Annotated in this window: 15 protein-coding genes and 1 pseudogene; 15 read left to right on the forward strand and 1 reads right to left on the reverse strand. The window is 69.2% G+C overall.

The window, feature by feature from the left end:
- The first annotated feature begins 33 nt into the window (after positions 1 to 33).
- The 10 genes and pseudogenes from ACLJK8_RS00190 (at position 34) to rpmE (ending at position 8197) form a co-directional block, all read left to right on the forward strand.
- Positions 34 to 1287 carry an MFS transporter gene (locus ACLJK8_RS00190; RefSeq protein WP_413147933.1) on the forward strand — a complete coding sequence of 418 codons (1254 nt, stop codon included), beginning with the start codon at positions 34 to 36 and terminating at the stop codon, positions 1285 to 1287.
- Between the two features lie 200 nt (positions 1288 to 1487).
- Positions 1488 to 1883: a VOC family protein gene (locus tag ACLJK8_RS00195; RefSeq protein ID WP_413147934.1), complete on the forward strand. Its 396-nt coding sequence runs from the start codon at positions 1488 to 1490 to the stop codon at positions 1881 to 1883.
- Between the two features lie 400 nt (positions 1884 to 2283).
- The gene (locus ACLJK8_RS00200; protein WP_413147935.1) at positions 2284 to 3402 is read left to right on the forward strand and encodes a glycosyltransferase; all 1119 of its coding nucleotides are present in this window, start codon (positions 2284 to 2286) and stop codon (positions 3400 to 3402) included.
- A 330-nt stretch (positions 3403 to 3732) separates the two neighbouring features.
- Entirely contained in the window at positions 3733 to 5223 is a 1491-nt protein-coding gene (gene ffh, locus ACLJK8_RS00205; RefSeq protein WP_413147936.1) for a signal recognition particle protein, read from the forward strand.
- Between the two features lie 74 nt (positions 5224 to 5297).
- Positions 5298 to 5633, forward strand: a pseudogene (locus tag ACLJK8_RS00210) (chorismate mutase); the annotation flags it as partial.
- 4 nt (positions 5634 to 5637) lie between these two features.
- Positions 5638 to 6000, forward strand: a complete 363-nt coding sequence (gene rpsP / locus ACLJK8_RS00215; RefSeq protein WP_413147937.1) for a 30S ribosomal protein S16 — start codon at positions 5638 to 5640, stop codon at positions 5998 to 6000.
- A gap of 50 nt (positions 6001 to 6050) precedes the next feature.
- On the forward strand, positions 6051 to 6572 hold the full coding sequence (gene rimM / locus ACLJK8_RS00220; RefSeq protein ID WP_413147938.1) for a ribosome maturation factor RimM: 522 nt from the start codon (positions 6051 to 6053) through the stop codon (positions 6570 to 6572).
- Between the two features lie 185 nt (positions 6573 to 6757).
- Positions 6758 to 7567: a tRNA (guanosine(37)-N1)-methyltransferase TrmD gene (gene trmD, locus ACLJK8_RS00225; protein WP_413147939.1), complete on the forward strand. Its 810-nt coding sequence runs from the start codon at positions 6758 to 6760 to the stop codon at positions 7565 to 7567.
- A 1-nt stretch (position 7568) separates the two neighbouring features.
- On the forward strand, positions 7569 to 7964 hold the full coding sequence (rplS, locus tag ACLJK8_RS00230) for a 50S ribosomal protein L19 (RefSeq protein ID WP_413147940.1): 396 nt from the start codon (positions 7569 to 7571) through the stop codon (positions 7962 to 7964).
- Between the two features lie 11 nt (positions 7965 to 7975).
- Positions 7976 to 8197, forward strand: coding sequence for a 50S ribosomal protein L31 (gene rpmE / locus ACLJK8_RS00235; protein WP_413147941.1), 222 nt, complete (start codon positions 7976 to 7978; stop codon positions 8195 to 8197).
- A 185-nt stretch (positions 8198 to 8382) separates the two neighbouring features.
- Here rpmE and ACLJK8_RS00240 read toward each other — a convergent pair whose 3' ends face one another.
- A complete protein-coding gene (locus ACLJK8_RS00240; protein WP_413147942.1) occupies positions 8383 to 9951 on the reverse strand; it encodes a D-alanyl-D-alanine carboxypeptidase family protein in 1569 nt (522 codons plus the stop codon).
- Between the two features lie 246 nt (positions 9952 to 10197).
- Here ACLJK8_RS00240 and ACLJK8_RS00245 point away from each other — a divergent pair, with 246 nt between their 5' ends.
- The 5 genes from ACLJK8_RS00245 to ACLJK8_RS00265 all read left to right on the forward strand — a co-directional run bounded on the left by ACLJK8_RS00245 (position 10198) and on the right by ACLJK8_RS00265 (position 15814).
- Positions 10198 to 10713, forward strand: coding sequence for a phasin family protein (locus tag ACLJK8_RS00245; protein WP_413147943.1), 516 nt, complete (start codon positions 10198 to 10200; stop codon positions 10711 to 10713).
- 280 nt (positions 10714 to 10993) lie between these two features.
- The gene (clpS, locus tag ACLJK8_RS00250; RefSeq protein WP_413147944.1) at positions 10994 to 11317 is read left to right on the forward strand and encodes an ATP-dependent Clp protease adapter ClpS; all 324 of its coding nucleotides are present in this window, start codon (positions 10994 to 10996) and stop codon (positions 11315 to 11317) included.
- 18 nt (positions 11318 to 11335) lie between these two features.
- The gene (locus ACLJK8_RS00255; protein ID WP_413147945.1) at positions 11336 to 12352 is read left to right on the forward strand and encodes a class I SAM-dependent methyltransferase; all 1017 of its coding nucleotides are present in this window, start codon (positions 11336 to 11338) and stop codon (positions 12350 to 12352) included.
- Positions 12353 to 12409: 57 nt separating this feature from the next.
- Positions 12410 to 13558 (forward strand): succinyl-diaminopimelate desuccinylase, encoded by a 1149-nt coding sequence (gene dapE / locus ACLJK8_RS00260; protein ID WP_413147946.1) that lies wholly within the window; start codon positions 12410 to 12412, stop codon positions 13556 to 13558.
- A 906-nt stretch (positions 13559 to 14464) separates the two neighbouring features.
- Complete coding sequence (locus ACLJK8_RS00265) at positions 14465 to 15814, forward strand: hypothetical protein (RefSeq protein ID WP_413147947.1); 1350 nt, start codon at positions 14465 to 14467, stop codon at positions 15812 to 15814.
- The last annotated feature ends 7 nt before the right edge of the window (positions 15815 to 15821 follow it).

Consider the following 15821-nt stretch of genomic DNA (forward strand, 5'->3'; position numbering starts at 1 on the left):
GAAGAGGAGCGGCCCTCCAGCGGAGACTCGTCCATGGCGCCTTCCCCGTCCAAGCCCGCCTCCGGGATCGTCACGCCGATTCTCGTCGCGAGTTGCATCATCCTGCTCGTGAACTTCGGCATCCGGGCCAGCTTCGGCCTGTTCCAGATCCCGATCGCGATCGAGTTCGACTGGCCGCGCGCCGAATTCTCCCTCGCGATCGCGATCCAGAACCTCGCCTGGGGCATCGGCCAGCCGATCTTCGGCGCCATAGCCGAGCGATTCGGCGATCGGCGCGCGATCATCCTCGGGGCGATCTTCTACGCGGCGGGGCTGGTCCTGTCCTCGCAGTCGGTGACGCCGATCGGCCATCAGACGCTCAACGTGCTGATCGGCTTCGGCATCGCGGGGACCGGATTCGGCGTGCTGCTCGCCATCGTCGGCCGCGCCGCCTCGCCCGAGACCCGCTCGCTCTCGCTCGGCATCGCGACGGCGGCGGGCTCGGCTGGACAGGTGCTCGGACCGCCCTTCGCCGAGATCATGCTCGGCGTCATGCCCTGGACCTCGGTCTTCATCGTCTTCGCCGTATTGATCCTCGCCGTGCTGGTGCTCCTGCCGTTCATCGGCCCCAAGGAGCACGCTCCGGCACCGACGCTGACCGAGGAGAAGATGTCGGCCATCGTCGGCCGCGCGGTTCGCGATCCGAGCTTCGTCCTGATCTTCCTCGGCTTCTTCTCCTGCGGCTATCAACTCGGCTTCATCACGGCGCATTTCCCCGCCTTCATCACCGAGGTCTGCGCGCCGATCGCCTCGGGCAGCCTGCTCGCGAGCCTCGGCATCACCACGACCTCGGCGCTCGGCGCCTTCTCAATCGCCGTGATCGGGCTGGCCAATATCGGCGGCACGCTGCTCGCGGGCGCGCTCGGCAATCATTTCCGCAAGAAATACCTGCTCGCGCAGATCTATGTCGCGCGAACCGTGGTCTCGGCGGCCTTCATCCTCGCGCCGATGACCCCCGCCTCGGTGCTGATCTTCTCCGTCCTCATGGGCGCGCTCTGGCTCGCGACCGTGCCGCTGACCTCGGGGCTCGTGGCGCAGATCTGGGGGCTGCGCTACATGGGCACGCTCTATGGCATCGTCTTCCTCAGCCACCAGATCGGCGCCTTCCTCGGCGTCTGGCTCGGCGGGCAGCTCTACGACACCTTCGGCGACTACACGCTGGTCTGGTGGATCGGGATCGGCGTCGGCGCCTTCTCGGCGATCGTCCACCTGCCGATCCGCGAACGGCCCGCGGCGCTGCCCGCCTGAGGGCGCCGCGCGCCGCGCCTTCCAGCCGAGGGTCGCCAAGCCTGTGGCCCCCGGCGCCCAGGACCATCCGCGGCTGGAGCGGAGGGCGGGACGCCGATCCGTGCGACCTGCGACTTCATGGGCCCCGCGAGGGCATCGCCGCGTGCTTGCCTTTCCACCCGGCCGGGCGGCATGCTGACACCACTGCGAAGGGGGGGCTCATGGCCAGGATGGTGCATTCGATGATCCGCGTGCGCGATGAGGCGCGCTCGCTGGCGTTCTACCGCGAGGCCTTCGGGCTCGGCATCGCCGACCGGCTCGATTTCGACACGTTCACGCTGATCTACCTGTCGAACCCGGAGACCGCGTTCGAACTGGAACTCACCGTGAACAAGGACCGGACCAAAGCCTACGATCTCGGCGACGGCTACGGGCACCTCGCGCTGGTGGTCGACGACCTGGACGCCGAACACGCCCGCTTCACCGAGGCCGGGCTGAACCCGCGCAAGCTCGTCGATTTCCAGCATGGTGGCGCGACGCTGGCACGGTTCTTCTTCGTGGCGGACCCGGACGGCTACCAGATCGAGGTGATCCAGAAGGGCGGCCGGTTCGGCTGAGCCACCGCTCCGCGCGCACGATTCCTAGGGTTGGGCCGGGGTCGGGCAAGCCGCACCCCGAGGCAGAGCTGACCGATGCGCCCAGACCGTCGGGCACATGTCTCCATGACCCGGGCACCCGGCAGTGGCGCGACGCTGCGAGCAGCACCGGAACTCATCGGCTATATCCCTTAAGTCATGGTAAAACGTGTTTACTCAACCTGCAGTTAAGTAACGGGAAAGACCGGCCCCTCGTGTAGAATTCTCTTGTCTCGCAAACCGACGGAGTTCATTCTTCATGCGCATTGTAGGGGGGCCAATTGTAATGGAAACGCGCGTTTCAGCGCCCATGAGTGCTGTTGCCGATCGTCGTACACTTCTGTTTTCGCTGCAGAACCTCGTTCCCGCCGCGTGGAACGGCGTGTTCTATGAACTCTTCGAGGTCCTGAAACAGATCGAGAATGCCACATTCGTCGCACCCAGGCCGGGCGGCGAGCAATGGTCGCGCTGGGAGGGGTACAGGAAGCTCCGCCAGCGGGCGATGATCCGTCTCGGCAAGTCCTGCGCCGTGACCGCGCCGCCGACCCAGGTGGAAGGCGAGTTCGATCTGGCGTTCTTCGCCTGCCAGTTCCCGCGTCAGATCCCCGAGATCAATTCCGTCCCCGGGTGGCGGGAGCGGTCGCGGAAGGCCTGCGTCTTCGTCCTGGAGACATGGTCGACCGCGGTGGAGGAGCAGAAGGAGTTCTACCGGCACCTCGATGCCTTCGACCATGTCTTCGTCTTCTGCCAGGCGAGCGCGCCGCTGATCCAGCGTTACACGAAGGCGCCCGTCACCTATCTGCCGACCGCCACCGACACGCTCATGCTGCCCGAGCGCGCCTATGCGCGCGAGCGCACCGTGGACTATCTCTGCATCGGCCGCCGGCACGCACCGGTGCACGCGGCCATGTACGACTACGCCTGCCGGAACGATCGGTTCTATCTCTTCGATCTCTGGAAGGTGAAAGAGGTGAAGGAATGGGGCGCCGCCCGGCGGCAGAACGCGGACATGGGTTCCCGGGCCAAGCACTTCTTCGTCTGGCCGCCATTCAGGCCGCTTCCGGGCGGCAGGTTCGAGACCGCGATCTCGACCCGCTATTTCGAGGGTGCGAGGAGCGGGGCGGTGATGATCGGCGCCGCTCCGAAGGTGCCGGAGTTCGAGGGGCTGTTCAGCACGCCGGAGCCCGTGATCGAGATGCCGGAGGACCCTGCGCTGGTGCACGCCTTCCTCGACCGTCTCGACGCGGAGGCGGCCCATTTCGCCGAGATCGGCAGGTCGAACCGTCTCGATAGCCTGGAGCGGCATGACTGGGCGCATCGCTGGGCCGAGATCCTCGGCATCATGGGCCTTCCCGCCAGCGTCGGTCTGGAGACGCGCCTCGCAGAGTTGCGCCGCCGTCGCCTGTCGGAGGACGGAACGCGGCCGCGTCTCGTACATCCCGCGGCGCCGCCGCCGGCGGAGCCGGCGACCACGCACGCCGGCTCGGCGACCCACGCCTGACCGGGCCATCCGGCGCATGGTGTCAGCGGATGCGCTGACACCATGCGCCGGCCTCGCGTCAGTTCGCTAGGGCCGATCGCCCGCCGGCCGGGGCCCGAAGTCTCGGCCGAAGTGGGGCCATGCCCTGAGCGGCCGGCCCTGACCATTCGCCCTTCACCGCTCCCCCCTCCACTGATCGCCCCCACCGATCGCCTTGACCCCGCCCCGCGTTTCCCGTAAGGCCCATGGCCAATCTCCGGAGCGTGAAAGCACTCCGGTCCTGTGTGTCGTCCCAGGATCGCCGTCGGTCAGCGCGTCGCGCCCACCGGCGCGATCAGCGTTGGAGAGGCCATGTTCGAGAATCTGTCCGACCGCCTCGGCGGAGTCTTCGGCAAGCTCACCCGTCAGGGCGCGCTCTCCGACGACGATATCGCGACCGCGCTCCGCGAGGTCCGCGTCGCATTGCTCGAGGCGGATGTCTCGCTGCCCGTCGCGCGGAACTTCGTCAAGTCCGTCACCGAGAAGGCCAAGGGCCAGGCCGTCACCAAATCCGTGACCCCCGGCCAGCAGGTGGTGAAGATCGTACATGACGAGCTGGTCCGCGTGCTCGCCGGCGAAGGCAAGAGCCCGGAACTGCGCATCGACAACCCGCCCGCGCCGATCCTGATGGTGGGTCTGCAGGGGTCGGGCAAGACGACGACCACGGCGAAACTGGCGAAACGGCTCAAGGATCGCGAGGGCAAGCGCGTCCTCATGGCCTCGCTCGACACGCGGCGCCCCGCGGCGATGGAGCAGCTGGCGGTTCTCGGCACCCAGGTCGGCGTCGATACGCTGCCGATCGTGCCCGGCCAGACGGCGGTCCAGATCGCGGGCCGCGCGAAGCAGCAGGCAACGCTCGGCGGCTACGACGTGGTGATGCTCGACACCGCCGGCCGGCTCCATGTCGACGATGAACTGATGAGCGAGGTCGAGGCGGTCCGCGACGCGGCGAAACCGCGCGAGACGCTGCTCGTCGTCGATGGCCTGACCGGCCAGGACGCGGTCAACGTCGCCGAGCAGTTCGACGGCCGCGTCGGCATCTCGGGCGTCGTGCTCACCCGGATGGACGGCGACGGCCGCGGCGGCGCCGCGCTCTCGATGCGCGCCGTCACCGGCAAGCCGATCCGCTTCGTCGGCCTCGGCGAGAAGATGGACGCGATCGAGGAATTCCACCCCGAGCGGATCGCGGGCCGCATCCTCGGCATGGGCGACATTGTCAGCCTCGTGGAGAAGGCGCAGGAGACGCTGGAGGCCGAAGCCGCCGAGCGGATGGTCAAGCGCTTCCAGAAGGGTCAGTTCAACATGAACGACCTGAAGGGCCAGCTCGAACAGATGATCAAGATGGGCGGCATGTCCGGCCTGATGGGCATGATGCCCGGCATGCAGAAGATGACGAAGCAGATGGACGAGGCCGGGCTCGACGACCGGATGCTCCGCCGCCAGATCGCGCTCATCGATTCGATGACGAAGAAGGAACGCCGCGACCCGGTTCTTTTGCAGGCGAGCCGCAAGAAGCGGATCGCCGCCGGCGCGGGGCTCGAGGTTTCGGACCTGAACAAGCTCCTGAAGATGCACCGGCAGATGGCCGATGTGATGAAGAAGATGGGCGGAATGGGCAAGAAGGGCCTCTTGCGCGGCGGCCTCGGCGCGCTGCTCGGCAAGGGCGGCGGCATGCCGCCCGGGATGGGCGGAATGCCGGGCGGGCTGCCGCCGATGCCGGGCGGACTGCCCGGCGGGCCGGGCGGCCTGCCGCCGGGCATGACGCTTCCGCCCGGGCTGTCGGGGCTGGGGAAGAAGAAATGATCGCCGAAACACCCGACGACACACGCGACAGCGACCCCGATGGGGGGAGCGACTGGCGAGTCGCGACCAACCCGGATGATGTCCGCCGGGCCGCAGAACTGCTGCGCGGGCATCGCGAGTCGATCGACCGGCTGGATGCGATCCTCGTCTTCGCGCTCGCCGAGCGGTTCAAGCACACCCAGGCGGTCGGCGTGCTCAAGGCGGCCCACGACCTGCCGCCCTCCGATCCGGCCCGGGAATCGAACCAGATCGCCCGGCTGGAAGGGCTGGCGAAGGAGGCGGATCTCGATCCCGTCTTCGCAACGAAATTCCTGAACTTCATCATCTCCGAAGTCATCAGGCATCACGAGAAGCATCTCGAAAACGGGGGCTCGCAAGGAGCCCAAGACCAGACCATGAACAGGAGTTGACAGCATGGCCATGAAGATCCGGCTCGCCCGCGGCGGGTCCAAGAAGCGTCCCCATTATGCGATCGTCGCCGCCGACTCGCGCTATGCCCGCGACGGCCGCTTCCTCGAGAAGCTCGGCACCTACGACCCGCTGCTGCCGAAGGACAACGAGAACCGCGTCAAGATGGACCTCGAGCGGGTGAAGTACTGGCTCGGCGAAGGCGCCCAGGCGACCGACCGTGTGTCGCGCTTCCTCGAAGCGGCCGGCGTCGTCGAGAAGAAGGCCCGCAGCAACCCGAAGCAGGGTGAGCCGGGCAAGGCCGCCGTCGCCCGCGCCAAGGAACGCGCCGACAAGGCCGCCGCCGCCGAGGGAACCGCCGCCGAATAAGCGGCGCCCGGCGCCTCCCTCGGGAACGCGCCCGCGCTCGGGAAACGGTCATGGCTGATCCGCGAGGTCTCGTCTGCGTCGGGGCGATCGCCGGCGGTTTCGGCGTTCAGGGCGAGGTGCGCCTCAAGTCCTTCTGCGCCGACCCCGCCGCGATCGCCGACTACGCACCGCTCGTCACCGAGGACGGGCGGGGCTTTGGTCTGCGCATCACCCGGACGCTCTCCGGCGCCTTCGCGGCGCGGCTGACCGGGGTCTCAACGCGCGAACAGGCGGAGGCGATGAAGGGCACGCGGCTCTACGTACCGCGCGACCGGCTGCCCAACCCGGGCGAGGACGAGTTCTATCACGCCGACCTGATCGGCCTCGCGGTGCTCGACACCGGCGGGGCGGCGCTCGGCAAGGTCAGGGCGGTGCTCGACCACGGCGCCGGCGACATCCTCGAGATCGCGCGGCCAGGCCGGCCCGACCTGCTGCTGCCCTTCACCCGCGCGGCGGTTCCGACCGTCGATCTCGCCGGCGGCAGGATCATCGCCGACCCGCCGGAAGGGCTCGACGCCCCCGCCGACGATTGATCCCGCGAACCACGAGCGGAGCGCCGGGCCATGTCCCAAACGGTCTCATACAGGTTTGCTGATTTGGAGAGCAGTCGAGAGCCGGGCCAACAGGCTCGGCTCCAGCGAAAGGACTCGCGCGCACCCGCGCGCTCCGAATGGCCGCTATGGCGGCCACGCGGCGAAGCCGCGCCCGGAACACGTACATGACCCCGCCCCGGACACCACCGTGGACCGCGCGGGTCCTCACCCTCTTTCCGGAGATGTTCCCCGGCCCCCTCGGCGCCTCCCTCACCGGCCGGGCGCTCCGGGACGGACTCTGGACGCTCGCGCCCTTCGACATCCGCTCCGTCGCGGCGGACAGGCACCGTACCGTCGATGACAGCCCCGCCGGCGGCGGCGCCGGCATGGTGCTCCGCGCCGATATCATCGCCGCCGCGCTCGACGCCGCCACCTGCGAAGCCACCCGCGAAGCCAGCGCGACCGGCCCGACGCTCTATCTCTCGCCCCGGGGGCCGCGATTCGACCAGATGATGGCCCGGAGTCTCGCCAGCGGCCCCGGCGTCACGCTCATCTGCGGCCGGTTCGAGGGGATCGACCAGCGTGTGCTCGACGCGCGGGGCATCGCCGAGGTCTCGCTCGGGGATTTCGTCCTCTCGGGGGGTGAAATCGCCGCCATGGCCTTGATCGACGCCTGCGTCCGCCTTATACCCCGCGTTCTGGGCAATGCCGAGTCGTCGGTCGAGGAATCGTTCTCGAACGGCCTTTTGGAGTACCCGCACTACACACGCCCGACCGAATGGGAAGGTCTGCGGATACCCGAGGTTCTCCTCTCGGGGCACCACGGACGGATCGCCGAGTGGCGACGCACCCAGGCGGAGAGGCTGACCAAGGAACGTCGTCCCGATCTCTGGCGGGCCCATGTCGAAAGGACATGCGCGGACCCGGCGGGAGAAGCAGAGCTCTCGGACGCGCAGACCATCGCCGCCAAAGGCGAGCCTGAGAAGGACGACTGAGATGAACCTGCTGCAGCAGCTCGAAGCCGAGCAGATCAAGGAACTCGGGAAGAGCATTCCCGACTTCGCCGCCGGCGACACCGTGCGCGTCGGCTTCAAGGTGACCGAGGGCACCCGCTCCCGCGTCCAGGCCTATGAGGGCGTCTGCATCGCCCGCAACGGCGGCGCCGGAATCGGCGCGAGCTTCACGGTCCGCAAGATTTCCTTCGGCGAGGGCGTCGAGCGCGTCTTCCCGCTCCACTCGCCGAACATCGACTCGATCACGGTCGTCCGCCGCGGCAAGGTCCGCCGGGCGAAGCTCTACTACCTGCGCGAGCGTCGCGGCAAATCCGCCCGTATCGTCGAGAAGACCAATTACCGCGAAAAGAAGGCCGCCCCGGCCGACGCGAACGCCTGAGGACCGCCGCGATGAAGAAGAACGTCCATCCCGACTATCACATGATCGAGGTGAAGCTGACCGACGGCAGCACCTATCAGACGCGCTCGACCTATGGCGCGGAGGGCGCGACGCTGACGCTCGAGATCGATCCCTCGGCGCATCCGGCCTGGACCGGCGGCTCGGCCCGTCTGCTCGACACCGGCGGCCGCGTGTCGAAGTTCAAGAAGAAGTACGAGGGCCTCGGCTTCTGAGCACGAGCCCCCCGCGCCGCCGCCGCGCGGCGCAACTCGGAACGGCCAGCGACACGTCGCTGGCCGTTTTTCGTTTCTCGCGTGTGGAGGAAACCCGGCGGAGCGACGGGTCGCCGGGTCCCCGGACCCGATCTCCGGCCAGAGTCAGCCGCCAGTCGGCCCGAGATCCGCGTCTCAGATCCGGGTCAGATCCCGGGAGCCAGCGGCAGGCAGTCGGTGGTGCGGCGGCTCAGCGTCTCGCAGGCGCCCATAGCGCCGCGGCGCGTCAGGCCGACGAACTGCGCGCGGAACACCGTCACGCCCTGCACCTTCGCCGCCTCGACCCGGCGGAGGCCGCCGTTGAGTTCCGGCACATCCTGAAGCGCCGTGGTCAGGAGTTGCCGCTCGGCGTCGCCCCTGGATCGGAAAGCGCCGATCTGGATGCCCCAGTCCCGGTCGCCGCCGAGCGCGCCGGCGTCGGACAGCACGCCCGCGTCATTGCTCGCGACCATCGTGCCCTCCGGCCCGGCCGCGGCCGACGGCGCCGCGGGAGCCATCGCGGCGAAGGTGGACGCCGACTCGACGCCGGCTCCGGGCGCGGCGGGCGCCGCATCGGCCAGGCGGGCACCGCCCGGCCGGGGCGCCGGGCGACCGGCATCGGTCAGCGCGACGATATCGGCGGCGCGGCTCGCCTTCAGTTCGCTGTTCACCTCCGCGATCGCGGCGGCGATGCTGGCGCTGTTGCGCGTGATCGCGGCGTCGGCGCTCATCACCCGGGGAAGCGGCCGGGCGGCGGCGAGGCCGGGATCTTCCGCTGCCAGCGCGGCGACCACGGATGGCGCGGCCGCCAGACTCGCGCTCGACTGAACGGCGCCGGGCCGACCCGCCGAGGGAGGCGTCGCGCCGAGGCTCGCGACCGCCGTGCTCCTTCCGCCGAGGTTGAGCGGCGCGGGCATCGCGATCCGCGCCCGGCTCGGCATCTTCGCGAAGCCGACATCCATCAGCCGCGCCACCTCGGCGTTGCGCGCGGCGCTGGAGCGCGCGCCCAGCACCGCGACGATCACGCGCTCATCGCCACGCTGCGCCGAGGAGACGAGGTTGAAGCCCGCCGCGCGAGTGTACCCGGTCTTGATCCCATCCGCCCCGCGATAGGCGTCGAGCAGACGGCGATTGGTGTTCTTGACGGTCTTCAGCCCGGCTGATGTCGCCTCGCGGCTGAAGATGTTGTAGTACTGCGGAAAGTCATAGTAGACGCGCCGGCCGAGCTCGGCCATGTCGCGGGCGGTCGACATATGCCCGGATCGCGTGAGGCCGTTCGCGTTCTTGAAGGTGGTGTTCCGCAGCCCCATCGCCGTCGCATATTGATTCATCATCTTCGCGAAACCGGCTTCGGACCCGCCGATCGCCTCGCCGATCGCGGTCGCGGCGTCGTTCGCCGACTTGATGGCCGCGGCCCTGATCAGGTAGCGCATCTCGATGCGCTGCCCCGATTTCAGCCCGAGCTTGGATGGCGGCTCGGCGGCGGCGTTGTCGCTGATCCTGACTTTCTGGTCGAGCGAGATCCGGCCGCGCTGGATCTGATCGAAGGCGATGTAGAGCGTCATCATCTTCGTCAGCGAGGCGGGATGCACCTTGGTCTCCGCGTTGGTCGCCTGAATCACCTTCCCGGTGCGTGCGTCCATCACATAGGATGCGAATTGCTGCGCATGCGCCATGCCCGCGCATAGCGACAGGACGAACGCGAGGATTGCCCCGCGGACCTCGGTGCTGACCATCACTGCCCTCCGGCGCGGATTCGCGCCTCTGCCTCACCGCGACGCTAAGCCGCGCCACGTTTATTTTCGCTTAACGCTAGCACGAGTCCCCCAGCGGGAAAACACTTTTGTTTCAAGGCGTGGCAGTCCTGCGTTGATATGGCGCGCGTGCCGATGACGTTTGTGTTGCAGTGCAATATAATCCTTGACGCGGCGCAGCGAGAGGCGTATCAAACCCTCAAGACGGCAAACCATAGGAGATACATGATGGCTACGACGACCCGTACCGCCAAGGACGCGACCGAAGCTGCCGAGGCGACCGCCAAGGACGTCGCGAACACCGTTGAGAATGCGACCGCGAAGGCCGCCGAGAAGGTCGAGGCGCTGACCGCCGAGGCCCAGAAGAACGTCTCCGAGCAGATCGAGAAGTTCTCGAAGGGCATCGAAGGCCTGACCGCCTTCTCGCAGGAGAATGTCGACGCGTTCGTGAAGTCCTCCGAGATCGCCGCGAAGGCCGCCGAGGGCATCGGCTCCGAGCTCTCCGCCTACTCGAAGAAGGTCTTCGAGGATGGCGTCGCCGCCGCGCAGGAATTCGCCTCCGCGAAGACGATGACCGAGCTCTTCGAGAAGCAGACCGCCTATGCGCAGAGCACCCTCGAGGGCCTGATGCAGCAGACCACCAAGATGAACGAGATCTACTCGGCCGCCGCCAAGGACATCTCCGCTCCGATCGGCGCCCGTGTGACCGCCGCGACCGAGCAGCTGAAGTCGTTCTCGCTCTAAGTTTACTGATTGGTACAAGGCGCGCCACGTCGCGCGCCGTGAGTAACGAGTTTTGGACCCGGCGGGAAACCGTCGGGTCCTTTGTCGTCTGGGCCATCATTTCGGCCATCGTTCGGGGAATGAACCCGGCCTGACCACGATCATCCGGGCCGGATCATCGCACCGGGACGCGGGGGCCGGCGCGGCGAAAGCACGCGCGGCAACCCTTTCCAATCGCGGCCAAACGCATATATTCTTGGCTTCAGGTCTTGAGGCTGACGAGAACCGAAGCACCACCGCGATGACAGGGTCGGACAAGAAAACCCCGGAAGGCGAATCCGGTCTCCTGACGGAGACGCGGACCAAGACGCAGCGCCCCCCGCTCTACAAGGTCCTGCTCCTGAACGACGACTACACGCCGATGGAATTCGTCGTGCACGTGCTCGAACGGTTTTTCGGCACGAATCACCAGCAGGCCATCGAGATCATGCTGACCGTGCACCGCAAGGGCCTCGCCGTCGTCGGCGTGTTCTCCTTCGAGATCGCCGAGACCAAGGTCACCCAGGTGATGGATTACGCGCGGCGCAACCAGCACCCCCTGCAGTGCACGATGGAAAAGGAATAGGGCCCCGGCCCGGACCCCATGCCCCAGTCAGACCGCCTCGCGACGGCGATCGCGTCGCAGGCCTTCGACCTGCCCGTGACGGGACCGATCCTGTTCATCCGCGCGACATCGGGCCCGGCGCTCGGCCTCATCGGGCCCGGCCGGCTCCTGTGCGAGCAGAGCCTCCGATTCGCGCATGATCTGCTGGGCGAACAGGGCTTCGAGGTGACGCCGCGCGCGGAGGCGCCGGTGGCGGCCGCGATCGTCGCGCTGACCCGCTCGCGGGCGGAGAACTTCGGCAATATCGCGCGGGCGCTTGCGCTCCTGCCCGAGGCTGGCCTGATCGTCGTCAACGGCGCCAAGACCGAGGGCGTCGACAGCCTCGCAAAGCAGGTCGGGGCCGTGCTGCCCCTGGAGGGTCAGTTGACCAAGGCGCATGGCCGCGTCTTCTGGCTTCGCCGCCCGGCGAGCCTGCCCGAGGCGGTGGACCGCTGGCGCGAAGCGGCTCGGCCCGCGCGAAACGCGGACGGCTTCTTCACCGAGCCCGGCATCTTCTCCGCCGAGGGTATCGATCCTGGCAGCCTCCGCCTCGCCGATATCCTCCCCGGCAGGCTCAAGGGCCGGGTCGCCGATCTCGGCGCGGGCTGGGGCTGGCTGTCGCTGAGCGCGCTCAAGGCCGATCCGCGCGTCGAGCGGGTCGATCTCTACGAGGCCGAGGCCCGCGCGCTCGAGATGGCGCGATTGAACGTGACCGATCCGCGCGCCGGTTTCCACTGGTCCGATGTGGCCAGTCTGGGCCGCGGCGTCCCGCCCTACGACGCGGTGATCGCCAATCCGCCTTTCCACCGCGGACGCGCGGCGGAGCCCGAGCTCGGCGCCGCCTTCATCGACGCGGCCGCGCGCATCCTGAAGCCCTCGGGGCAGTTCCTGATGGTCGCCAATCGCCAGCTGCCCTACGAGTCGACGCTGGACGCGCGTTTCAAGCATTGGGAACGTCTGTCCGAGGAAGGCGGATACAAGATACTATCCGCGACGCGGCCGCGGTCGGGCCGCTGAGGTTGAACGGCTGGCCGGGGCCCGGACCCGGCTGGCCTCCGCGAGAAGGAAGACCCGATGATCGATCCCGTCGCCCTGACAGCCGAGCTGATCCGCCGCCCGTCCGTCACGCCAGAGGACGCGGGCGCGCTCGAACATCTCGCCGCGCTTCTGCGGGACGCTGGCTTCGCCGTCATCTGGATCGACCGGGGCGGCGTTCGGAACATCCACGCACGCTGGGGCGAGGGGAGCCCGGTCTTCGGGTTCAACGGACATACCGATGTCGTGCCCCCGGGCGAAGCGCATGCCTGGCGGCATCCGCCCTTCGCCGCCGAGGAGGAGGACGGCTTCCTCTACGGGCGCGGTGCCTGCGACATGAAATCGGGCGTCGCGGCCTTCGTCGCGGCGGCGATCGGTTTCGTCACCGAGACGCCGCCCGAAGGCAGCGTGGTCATCACGTTGACCGGTGACGAGGAGGGCGAGAGCATCGACGGCACGCGCGCGATCCTCGACTGGATGGCGGAGAACGGCCAGGGCATGGACCACTGCCTCGTCGGCGAGCCGACCTGCCCGGAAGAAATGGGCGAGATGATGAAGGTCGGCCGCCGCGGGTCGATGACCGCGTATTTCACCGCCTATGGCGTGCAGGGCCACGCCGCCTATCCGGATCGGGCGAAGAATCCCCTCCCCGGACTGGTCCGTCTCCTGGACCGGCTCGCCGGGCACAGGCTCGACGGCGGCACGCGGCATTTCGATCCGTCGACGCTCGCGATCACCACGATCGACACTGGCAATACCGCGACCAACGTCATCCCGGCCGAGGCGCGGGCCGTGGTCAACATCCGGTTCAACGACGCGCATTCCTCGGCCTCGCTGTCGTCCTGGATCGAGGAGGAGGCGGATCTGATCGCGCAGGAGTTCGGCGTCGGCATCGCCGCGCGGTTTCAGGTCTCCGGCGAGAGCTTCCTGACGCTGCCCGGCCCGTTCTCGGAGCTTGTCGCCACCGCCGTCGAGGCCGAGACCGGCCGCCGGCCCGAAGCCTCGACCACGGGCGGCACCTCGGATGCGCGGTTCATCAAGGACCTTTGCCCGGTCGTCGAGTTCGGCCTCGTCGGCCAGACGATGCACAAGGTGGACGAGCGGGTAGCACTCGATCATATCCGGGCCCTGACCGCGATCTACCGGAGGATTCTCACCGACTATTTCGCGAAAGGCGGGCTCGCCTGAATCACCCGCTCACATTCGCGTGGCCCCTCGCCGTGGGGTTCAGGGCCAGCGCCTTGTTCGACAGGGATTTTTGCCTCCGAGAGACCGGCGGAACTTCGCCCGTGCCGGCCCGGGCGCCGTTTCCGCGGGACGCCGCGCTGGCATGCGGCGGCGTTTCCCGATAGAAACGCCCTGATGAGGAAGGGTCCGCGCGCCGCGCCGGGCCCTATGGGTGTGTCGGGCCGCCTCGTGCCCGTGGAACCGCTCGGGAGTTGATGCATGTCGAATTCCGCCCATCCGGAGCGGTCATCGGATCGTTCGGCGGAGTCAGAGCCGAGCTGGGCCGAGCTTCTCGACCCGGCGGCGCTGGAACGCCGCCTGCGCGATGCCCGGGAACGCCGGGCGGAAGCGATTCGCGCCCGCAAGGAGCGCGCCGAACAGCCGACCGCCGAGGGCGACGGAAACGCGGCGCCGGTGCCGCCCCGACCCGCGCCGCGCGCCGTGGTCGTGCCCGGCGGCGAAAGCGATCCACCGAGCCGCCCTGGTCGCCCCGAATCGCTGGGACGCGAATCGCTGGGACCCGGCGCTGGGCCGTTGGCTCCGACACCCTCCAGCCGTCCCGGATCGACGCCGCCGCCAGCCGCTGGCGAGGGCGAGGCCGAACGGCCCGCGCCGCCCGCTTCGCGTGGGTTTCCCCCCGCCGCCGCGCTCGCGGCGCGACAGGCCGCCGCCGAGTCGACCTTAACGTCGGGCCGAGGGATGCCGCGCGGCGAGCCAGGCGCCGACGCACCTTCCTCGCGTCCGGGCTGGCCCCGGCCCGCCGCGACCACTCCTCCGGCTGGCCAGCTCCCCGACCGCGCGCCCCCCGCGACGCGCGAGGCGATCGATCCCGAGTCCCGGCCACGCCCGCCGGCGCGCAGCGGATGGATGCCACCGCGCCCGGCACCGACGCCGGCTCCGGAGCGCGAGACCGCGGCGTCGGCCAAATCGGAGGCGCGCGTTCCGGAAATCGAGCCGAACTCCGACGAGACACCCGCGCCGGCGCCTGCGAAACCGATCCGCCCCGTCAGCCTTGAGCCGCCGGTACCGCTGTTCGAGCCCGGGCAGGCTCAGGCGCGCTCGCGCGGCATGAGAGGGTTCTCGGCGATACTGCTCGCGATTTTCCTGATCGGCCTGCTCGGTGGCGGCGCCGCCGTGCTTTTCGCGCCCGCGTCGTTTCGCGCGCGGATCGCCGAGATGATCGCCCCGTCGGGTGGCGGGACGGACGAGGCGGGCAGCAACACCGGGACCAACCCCGGGACCAACGCGGGGGACGGCACGATCTCCGCCCGGCCGGTACCGGCGCCGCCCTCGCGCCAGAGCGCCGCGCTCCAGAACGGCGCGGCGTCCGGAACGCCACCGGATGCGATGACCGACACGTCCGGCGCACCGTGGATCGGGCAGGATCAGCCAGCCGCGCCCGGTCTCTCGACGCCCGGTCTTTCCGCCTCCAGCCTGTCGGTGCCGCGCGCCGCCGAGCCGACGACCCTGGCCGCCGCCGATCCGTTCGGCGAGCTCGTCGCACCCGAGGCACCAGCTGCGATCGGGCCGTTGCGTCTCCCCGAACTCGCGCCGGATCAACAGGCCGACGAGGCGGTGGCGGCGCTTCCGCTGCCGCCCGCGGCCGGAGATACTCCGGTGGAAGCACCCACCCAGACCGCCGCGATCGAGCAGCCGGCTCCGGCCGCCGCGCCTGCGGAGACCGAGGCCGCCAGCACCGGGGCGCCAGAGGAAACGGCGGAGGGAATGGCGGTGGTCATGCCCGCCGCCCCGGCGCTCGCAACAGCGCGTATCTCGGTCAACTACCCGGCGTCGGCCGCGGGTATCGCCAACGAGATCGCCGCCGCGCTGCGCGCGGCCGGAGCGGGCGCGGCCAATGCCGTGCCGGTCGGCTTCTCCGTGAGTTCAACCAACGTGCGCTATTACCACGCCCAGGACCGCCCGGCGGCCGAGGCGCTGGCGGAACTCGCCAGCGGGGCCGGACCCGTGGAGACCCGCGATTTCACGAACTTCCGTCCGCAGCCCCTTCCGGGGATCGTCGAGATCTGGCTGAGCGGCGCTGGATCGTCCGGCGGCGCAACCGCCACCGTCCGGACGCCGGTCACGACGACGCGGACCACCGCGCGGCCCCCGGCACCAACCGCTTCCGCGCGGGACCTCGAAGCCGAGGAAGTCGAGCGGATGCTGCTCAGCCGGGAGGTCGAACGCCTGCTGCGCCAGCAGGGCGGGACACCTTAGCGGCTGG

It is taken from the genome of Amaricoccus sp. W119, assembly GCF_047275745.1.
Lineage (GTDB): Bacteria > Pseudomonadota > Alphaproteobacteria > Rhodobacterales > Rhodobacteraceae > Amaricoccus.